General features: G+C 76.1%; 6 protein-coding genes. 1 reads left to right on the forward strand and 5 read right to left on the reverse strand.

Features of this window, described 5'->3' with window-relative positions; all coding sequences use genetic code 11:
- Positions 1-21: 21 nt before the first annotated feature.
- Both ACI79L_RS13635 and ACI79L_RS13640 read right to left on the reverse strand, forming a co-directional pair.
- On the reverse strand, positions 22-1,188 hold the full coding sequence (locus tag ACI79L_RS13635; RefSeq protein ID WP_456937309.1) for an ROK family protein: 1,167 nt from the start codon (positions 1,186-1,188) through the stop codon (positions 22-24).
- A gap of 4 nt (positions 1,189-1,192) precedes the next feature.
- The gene (locus ACI79L_RS13640) at positions 1,193-1,882 is read right to left on the reverse strand and encodes an alpha/beta fold hydrolase (protein WP_456937310.1); all 690 of its coding nucleotides are present in this window, start codon (positions 1,880-1,882) and stop codon (positions 1,193-1,195) included.
- A 131-nt stretch (positions 1,883-2,013) separates the two neighbouring features.
- On the opposite strand from ACI79L_RS13640, the gene ACI79L_RS13645 reads away from it, so the two are divergent.
- A complete protein-coding gene (locus tag ACI79L_RS13645; RefSeq protein WP_456937311.1) occupies positions 2,014-3,459 on the forward strand; it encodes an NAD(P)/FAD-dependent oxidoreductase in 1,446 nt (481 codons plus the stop codon).
- A 79-nt stretch (positions 3,460-3,538) separates the two neighbouring features.
- Here ACI79L_RS13645 and ACI79L_RS13650 read toward each other — a convergent pair whose 3' ends face one another.
- The 3 genes from ACI79L_RS13650 to ACI79L_RS13660 are packed head-to-tail and all read right to left on the reverse strand — an operon-like array spanning position 3,539 to position 6,450.
- Positions 3,539-4,204, reverse strand: coding sequence for an alpha/beta hydrolase (locus ACI79L_RS13650; RefSeq protein WP_456937312.1), 666 nt, complete (start codon positions 4,202-4,204; stop codon positions 3,539-3,541).
- Between the two features lie 2 nt (positions 4,205-4,206).
- Positions 4,207-5,313, reverse strand: a complete 1,107-nt coding sequence (locus ACI79L_RS13655) for an erythromycin esterase family protein (RefSeq protein WP_456937313.1) — start codon at positions 5,311-5,313, stop codon at positions 4,207-4,209.
- A complete protein-coding gene (locus tag ACI79L_RS13660; protein ID WP_456937314.1) occupies positions 5,314-6,450 on the reverse strand; it encodes a carboxylate-amine ligase in 1,137 nt (378 codons plus the stop codon).
- Between the last annotated feature and the right edge of the window lie 158 nt (positions 6,451-6,608).

Below are 6,608 nucleotides of genomic sequence, written 5' to 3' on the forward strand. Positions count from 1 at the left end.
CCCTCGACGGCAGCCGGTGGCTCAGCGGGCCAGGGCCTGGTGGACCGAGTCCTCGTCGAGGTAGCCCTGGATGGCCATGAGCGCGGCGCCGACCCGGCCGGACAGGTCGGGGGCGTCGCTGACGGTGATCTCCAGCGCGCGGGCGGCCAGCGGCATCGAGCGGCCGTAGACCGCCTCCCGGATGCCGGCCAGCAGCGGCGCGCCGGCCTGCGCGACCCCGCCGGTCATCACGATCCGGTGCGGGTTGAAGAAGTTGACCAGCGCGGCCAGCACCGTGCCGATGGTGCGCCCGGCCCGCCGGACCAGCTCCAGCGCCGGGCCGTCGCCCTGCGCGGCGAGCTCGATGACCTGCCGGGTGCTGGTCACCGGCAGCCCCGCCTCGACGGCGTCGCGCAGCAGTGCGCCACCGCCGGCGAGCGCCTCGAGGCAGTTCTCGTTGCCGCAGCGGCACAGCACGGTGCGGCCGTCCGGCGTCGGCACGTGGATGTGCCCGATGTCGCCGGCGCTGCCCTGCGCGCCCCGGTACACCTCGCCGTCGACGATGACCCCGCAGCCGATGCCGGTGCCGACCTTGACCACCAGCACGTCCTCGGCCGAGCCACCGACGCCGATCTCCCCGAGCGCCATGACGTTGACGTCGTTGTCGACCAGGACCGGGCAGCCGTAGCGGGCGAAGGCGCCGGGGATGTCGTGGTCGTGCCAGCCCGGCATGATCGGCGGGTGCGACGGCCGGCCCGTCGAGAACTCCACCGGCCCGGGCACGCCCACCCCGACGGCGCACACGTCGGCCGGGGTCAGCCCGGCCTCGGCGAGCACCTTCTGGGCCAGCCGGTCCACCTCGGCGAGCACCACGTCGGGACCGTCGCCGATGTCGATCGGGTGGCCGACGGTGGCCAGGATCTGCGCAGACAGGTCGGTGACCGCGACGTCGACGCTGGTGACCCCCAGGTCGACGGCGAGCACGCAGCCCGCGCCGCTGTTGAACCGCAGCAGCGTCGGCGGGCGGCCGCCGGTGCTGCCGCCGCGGCCGCCCTCCTGCAGCAGGCCGGCGGCGATCAGCTGGTCGACGCGGGCGCTGACGGTGTTGCGCGCGGCCCCGGTGAGCGCGACCAGCTCGGCGCGGCTCCGCGCGCGGCCGGTGCGCACGTGGTGCAGCAGTGCGCCGGCCGAGGCGGAGGTGGAGGCCATGACGTCATGGTGACACGCCGGAGGCGCGTCCCCCCTCCTCCGCGATCCCGGCAGCTCCGAGAACCTCCCGGAGGACGACGGCGACCGCGTCCGGGTGGGTCTGGACGGTCATGTGCGCGGCCCCGGGCACCTCGACCACCCGCCCCGACGGCGCCGCGGCGGCCACCGCGGCCGCCCAGTCGGCGCGGCAGAGCCGGTCACGCGTGCCGCGCACGACGGTCACCGGGACGCCGACGGCGCGCAGCCGGGCCTCGATGCGGTCGGGCGCGGCCACCCGCCACAGCGCCCGCATCGCCCGCGGGCCGGTGCGCAGCCACTGCGCCAGGATCAGCGGCGCCTGCCACCAGGGCTCGCGCAGCGCCGTCCGGAGCCACCACCCGGCCAGCCGCCGCGGCCGGCGCAGCCGCGGGTCGGTCGTCGGGCCGAGCAGGACGACGCCGGCCACCCGCGGGTCGACCGCGGCCGCGGCCACCACCTGGCAGCCCTGCGAGTGCCCGGCCAGCACGACCGGACCGGGGCCGAGGCGGTCCCGCAGCCGGGCGGCCAGCACGTCGAGCGAGGGCACAGGTGCAGACCGGCCCATCCCGGGTAGGAGGACGACGTCGGCGGGCAACCGCCGGCACAGCCGTGACCACGACCGCCCGTCCAGGCCCAGACCCGGGACGACCACCAGCCGGGGGATGACGACGGGCACCGACCTGGTTGTACCGGGCAGGACCGGACACCGCGAGTGCACCGGCGGAGGGCAGCCGTGACGGGTATCACCCCCGTGACCGGCCCACCGGGAGACAGCGGAGCCCCTGACGGGAGAGGATCACAGTCATCATGACGACATCACCTGCGCCCACCGCCAGCTCGTCGACCGGCCGGCCGCGGGTGGTGATCATCGGTTCCGGCTTCGGCGGGCTGTTCGCCGCGAAGGCCCTGCGCAACGCCGACGTCGACGTCACCGTGGTCGCCAAGACCGGCCACCACCTCTTCCAGCCGCTGCTCTACCAGGTGGCCACCGGCATCCTCTCCGAGGGCGAGATCGCCCCGGCCACCCGCGAGGTGCTGCGCCACCAGAAGAACGCCAAGGTGGTCCTCGGCGAGGTCGTGGACATCGACGTGGACGCCCGCACGGTCACCTCGACCATCCTGGGCCGCACCACGGTCCACCCCTACGACGAGCTGATCGTCGCCGCGGGTGCGGGGCAGTCGTACTTCGGCAACGACCGGTTCGCCGAGTTCGCCCCCGGCATGAAGAGCATCGACGACGCCCTCGAGCTGCGCGGCCGCATCTTCGGCGCGTTCGAGCTGGCCGAGCTCGCCACCGACCCCGCCGAGGTCGACCGGCTGATGACCTTCGTGGTCGTCGGCGCCGGTCCGACCGGTGTGGAGATGGCCGGGCAGATCGCCGAGCTCGCGCACCGCACGCTGCGCCGCGACTTCCGCAACATCGACCCGCAGCGGGCCCGCATCATCCTGCTCGACGGCGCGCCGCAGGTGCTGCCGCCGTTCGGGCCCAAGCTGGGCGAGAAGGCCCGCCGTCACCTCAACGAGATCGGCGTCGAGGTGCAGCTCGGCGCGCTGGTCACCGACATGGACGCCGACGGCCTGACCGTCAAGGACGCCGACGGCCAGCAGCGCCGCATCTCCGCGGCCACCAAGGTGTGGGCGGCCGGCGTGCAGGCCTCGCCGCTGGGCCGGCTGCTCGGCGAGGCGACCGGTGCCGAGGTCGACCGCGCCGGGCGCATCGCCGTCCAGTCGGACCTCACGCTGCCCGGCCACCCCGAGATCCACGTCGTCGGCGACATGGCCAACCACCCCGACAAGTACCCCGGCGTCGCGCAGGTGGCCATCCAGGGCGGGCGCTACGCCGCCGACCAGATCAAGCGCAAGCTCGCCGGCAAGGCGCCGCGCGGCGCGTTCCGGTACCGGGACAAGGGCAACATGGCGACCATCTCGCGGTTCTCCGCGGTCGCCGACATCAAGAAGATGAAGTTCGAGGGCTTCATCGCCTGGGTGATCTGGCTGGTGGTGCACCTCTTCTACATCATCGGCTTCAAGAGCCGGGTCACCACCGTGCTGCACTGGATGGTCAGCTTCCTCGGCCGCGGCCGCTCGCAGCGGGTGGCCACCCAGCAGCAGGTCTACGGCCGGCTGGCGCTGGAGAAGCTCGGCCCGGGCTTCGAGGCGTCGAAGACCGGCGGGCCGAAGGACCACCCGGACACCCCGGACGAGGTCAACGGCGAGCAGCAGCACGACTTCGTCGGCCGCCGCACCGCCTAGCCGCACCGCACGTCCGACGGCCCGGACCCCCTCGAGGGGCCCGGGCCGTCGCGCGTCCGGGACCCGCCCGGCCCGGTGCTCAGCGCAGCCAGGTGTCCAGCGCCGCGGTGACCAGGCCGGGCGTGACGACGTGGCCGCCGTCGAACTCGTCGTAGGTGACGTCGTAACCGGCCGCGGCGAGGTCCCGGGACACCCGGCGGCCGCAACGCGCCACCGGCAGCACGCGGTCGCGGGTGCCGTGGGCGATCCAGATCCGCGGCCGCCCGGTGCGGCCGGGCGGGGCGACGAAGCCCGGCGAGAACGCCAGCAGCGCCTCGAACAGGTCGCCGTTGGCCAGCCCGAGCGAGAGCGCGTACGAGCCGCCGTCGGAGAAGCCGCCGAGCGCGACCCGGGAGACCGCGAGCCCGGCGGCGACCCGCGCCAGCGCGGCGTCGAGGACCGCCACGTCCCGGCCGAGCCCGCCGGCCACCAGGTCCCAGGTCGAGGCGACCGAGGAGGTCGCGAGGACGGCGACCCCGCGGGCGGTGGCGACCTCGCCCACCGCGGCCAGCGACTGGTCCGCCGTCCCGCCCGCGCCGTGGCAGAACACGAGCAGCGGCCGCGGGCCGGGCGGGCCACCGGGGACGGCGACCAGCGCCTGCAGGCCGCCCAGCTCCAGCGCCGTCGTGCCGGGCGGCAGCAGCTGGCCGGCGGGCTGCGGGCCCGGCCGGGTGTCGAGGCGGCCGGTGGCGGCGGGGGCGGCCACGGTCAGACGGCGTGCGCGATGGGCGGCACGTGCTCGTCCGGCCGCTCGAGGTGCAGCGGCCGCAGCGGCGTCGTCTCCTCCAGGTAGAGCAGGGCGCCGTAGCGGTCGCCGGTCACCGTGGGCACGTAGTTGCCCCAGCGCTCCCGCTCGGGCCGGTAGACGACGCCGATCGCCCGGTGCCCCAGCCGCCGGTCCAGCCAGTCCGGGCGCTCCCCGCGCGGGACGACGACGAGCGCGTCGCGCCCGACCTCGCGGTGCAGCAGGTCCTCGAGGCTCCCCTCGCGCGCGGGCGGCACGGTCATCCGCTCCATCTGCGCGCCCCACTCCCGGCCCGCGATCACGCCGCCGCGGTGGCCGGCGAACCCCACCAGGACGACGTCGCCGGTGCCGTGCCGCTCGCGCAGCAGCCGGCCGACGTTGGTCATCCCGGCGTCGGCCATGTCGGTGGCCCGGGCGTCGCCGACGTGCGTGTCGTGCTCCCAGACCACGGCCTTCGCGCCGGTGTGGTCCACCAGCCGGTCGAGGGTGTCGGCCATGTGCACGTCCCGGACGTTCCACGACTCCGCCGAGCCGCCGACCATCGCCCGGTAGTAGCGCTCCGCGCCGACGACCACCGCGGCGTTCTGCTCGGCGGCGAACCGGTCGTCGGCGTCGTCCCCCGCGCCGCCGTCCGCGCCGCGCTGCTCGCACAGCCGGCTCAGCAGCGCGACGACGGTCTCCTCGCACGCCGCCGGGGCGAACCGCTGGGCGAAGGCGTACTCGACGCCGTCCTCGCCGAAGGGCTCGAAGCAGCGCAGGGCCCACATCCAGGTCGGCCAGCGGCCGATCGCGTCCAGCGCCGTCCGCGGGTCCTCGGCGCCCCCGGGCCGCAGCCGCACGCTGCGGTCGACGCGGTCGCAGTCGGGCCAGTCGCCCTCCACCGCGACCAGCCCGAACCCGAGCTCCTCGACCAGCCGGCGGGTCAGCGCGGCGCGCCAGGCGTAGTACTCGTGCGTGCCGTGACTGGCCTCGCCGACCGCCACCACGCGCGCGTCCCCGATCCGCTCGAGCAGCGGGTCCAGGTCGGCGTCGTCGCGCAGCGGGCGGGCCAGCTCCCCGAGGCCGTCCATTCAGGTCCTCCCGGCCGCCCCCTCGCGGACGACCCACTCCGCGACCGCCCGGCGGTCGCCCGTGCGCAGCCAGGTGCTCCGCTGGCGCGCCGCCGACGTACCCCGGCCGAGCAGGTCCTGCACCCGGGCCGTCACCTCGTCCCACTCCCCCGCGCCGGTCAGGTCCTCCTCCAGCTCGGCCAGCAGCCCGGTCACCGCCGTGCGGGCGTCGACGAGCTCCTCGCGCAGCGGGTCGAACAGCGGACCGGTGAGCCCGGAGCGGGCCGCCCGCCACCGCGCCGCGCGCAGCACCTCCGGGCGCAGCTCCGGCACCGGCTCGCCCCGCTGCGCCCGCCCGGCGAGCACCCGCACCAGGGAGCGGACCAGCGCGGCGTGCAGGACGGTGTCGTCGAGGGTGGTGCAGACGTCGGCCAGCCGGAACTCGATCGTGGGCAGCCGTGCGGAGGGGCGGACGTCCCAGTAGAGGTGCGACCCGTCGGCCACCACGCCGGAGGCGACCAGTGCGGTGAGCACCCGGCGGTAGCCGTCGGCGTCGCCGAGCGGCTCGGGCGCGCCGGCGTGCGGGAAGCGGGTCCACCACAGCGTCCGCCAGGACTCGTAGCCGGTGTCCACGCCGTCGTGGAACGGCGAGCTGCCGGTCATCGCGAGCAGCACCGGCAGGTAGGGGCGGGTGCGGTCCAGCACGGCGACGGCGGTGTCGAGGTCGGGGACGCCGACGTGCACGTGGCAGCCGCAGATGTCCTGCTGGCGGGCGAGCCCGGCCCAGCGGTCGACCATCGCCTCGTACCGCTCGCCGGAGGTGACCGGCATGGTGTGCCAGGAGTCCCACGGGTGGGTGGAGGCGGGCAGGAGCAGCAGGCCGTCCCGCTCGGCCGCGGCGGCCGCCTCGGTGCGGGCCGCCACCAGCTCCGCGCGCACCTGCTCGAGCGTGGTGCACACGCCGGTGGCGATCTCCAGCTGCGTGGTGGCGATCTCCGGGTGCACCCGCTCCCCCGCCTCGCCGGCCAGCGCCGCCGCGGACGCCCGCGGGCCGGGCGTCAGCTCCAAGGTGTCCGGGGAGACGAGGTGGAACTCCTCCTCGACGCCGAGGGTGCGCCCGACCGCACCGCCCTCGGTCTGCAGGCCGTCGGTGCGCACGCCCCTCCTCGGTGCCGGTCCGGACGCCGGGCAGGCCGACGCTACGGCCGCCGCGTCGCCGCCGCACCTGCTGACCAGCACGCTCGTGCTCTGCCCACAGGTGTGGGCAGAGGAGGGGCGGCACGCCGAGCCGCCGGTGCACGCCACGCTGGCGCTGC

This window comes from Geodermatophilus sp. SYSU D00684 (genome assembly GCF_054050455.1).

Bases quoted from the DNA above. Each gene is read 5' to 3' on its own strand.
- ACI79L_RS13655 (WP_456937313.1), bottom strand. From the start codon at position 5,313: ATGGACGGCCTCGGGGAGCTGGCCCGCCCGCTGCGCGACGACGCCGAC.
- ACI79L_RS13645 (WP_456937311.1), top strand. From the start codon at position 2,014: ATGACGACATCACCTGCGCCCACCGCCAGCTCGTCGACCGGCCGGCCG.
- ACI79L_RS13635 (WP_456937309.1), bottom strand. From the start codon at position 1,188: ATGGCCTCCACCTCCGCCTCGGCCGGCGCACTGCTGCACCACGTGCGC.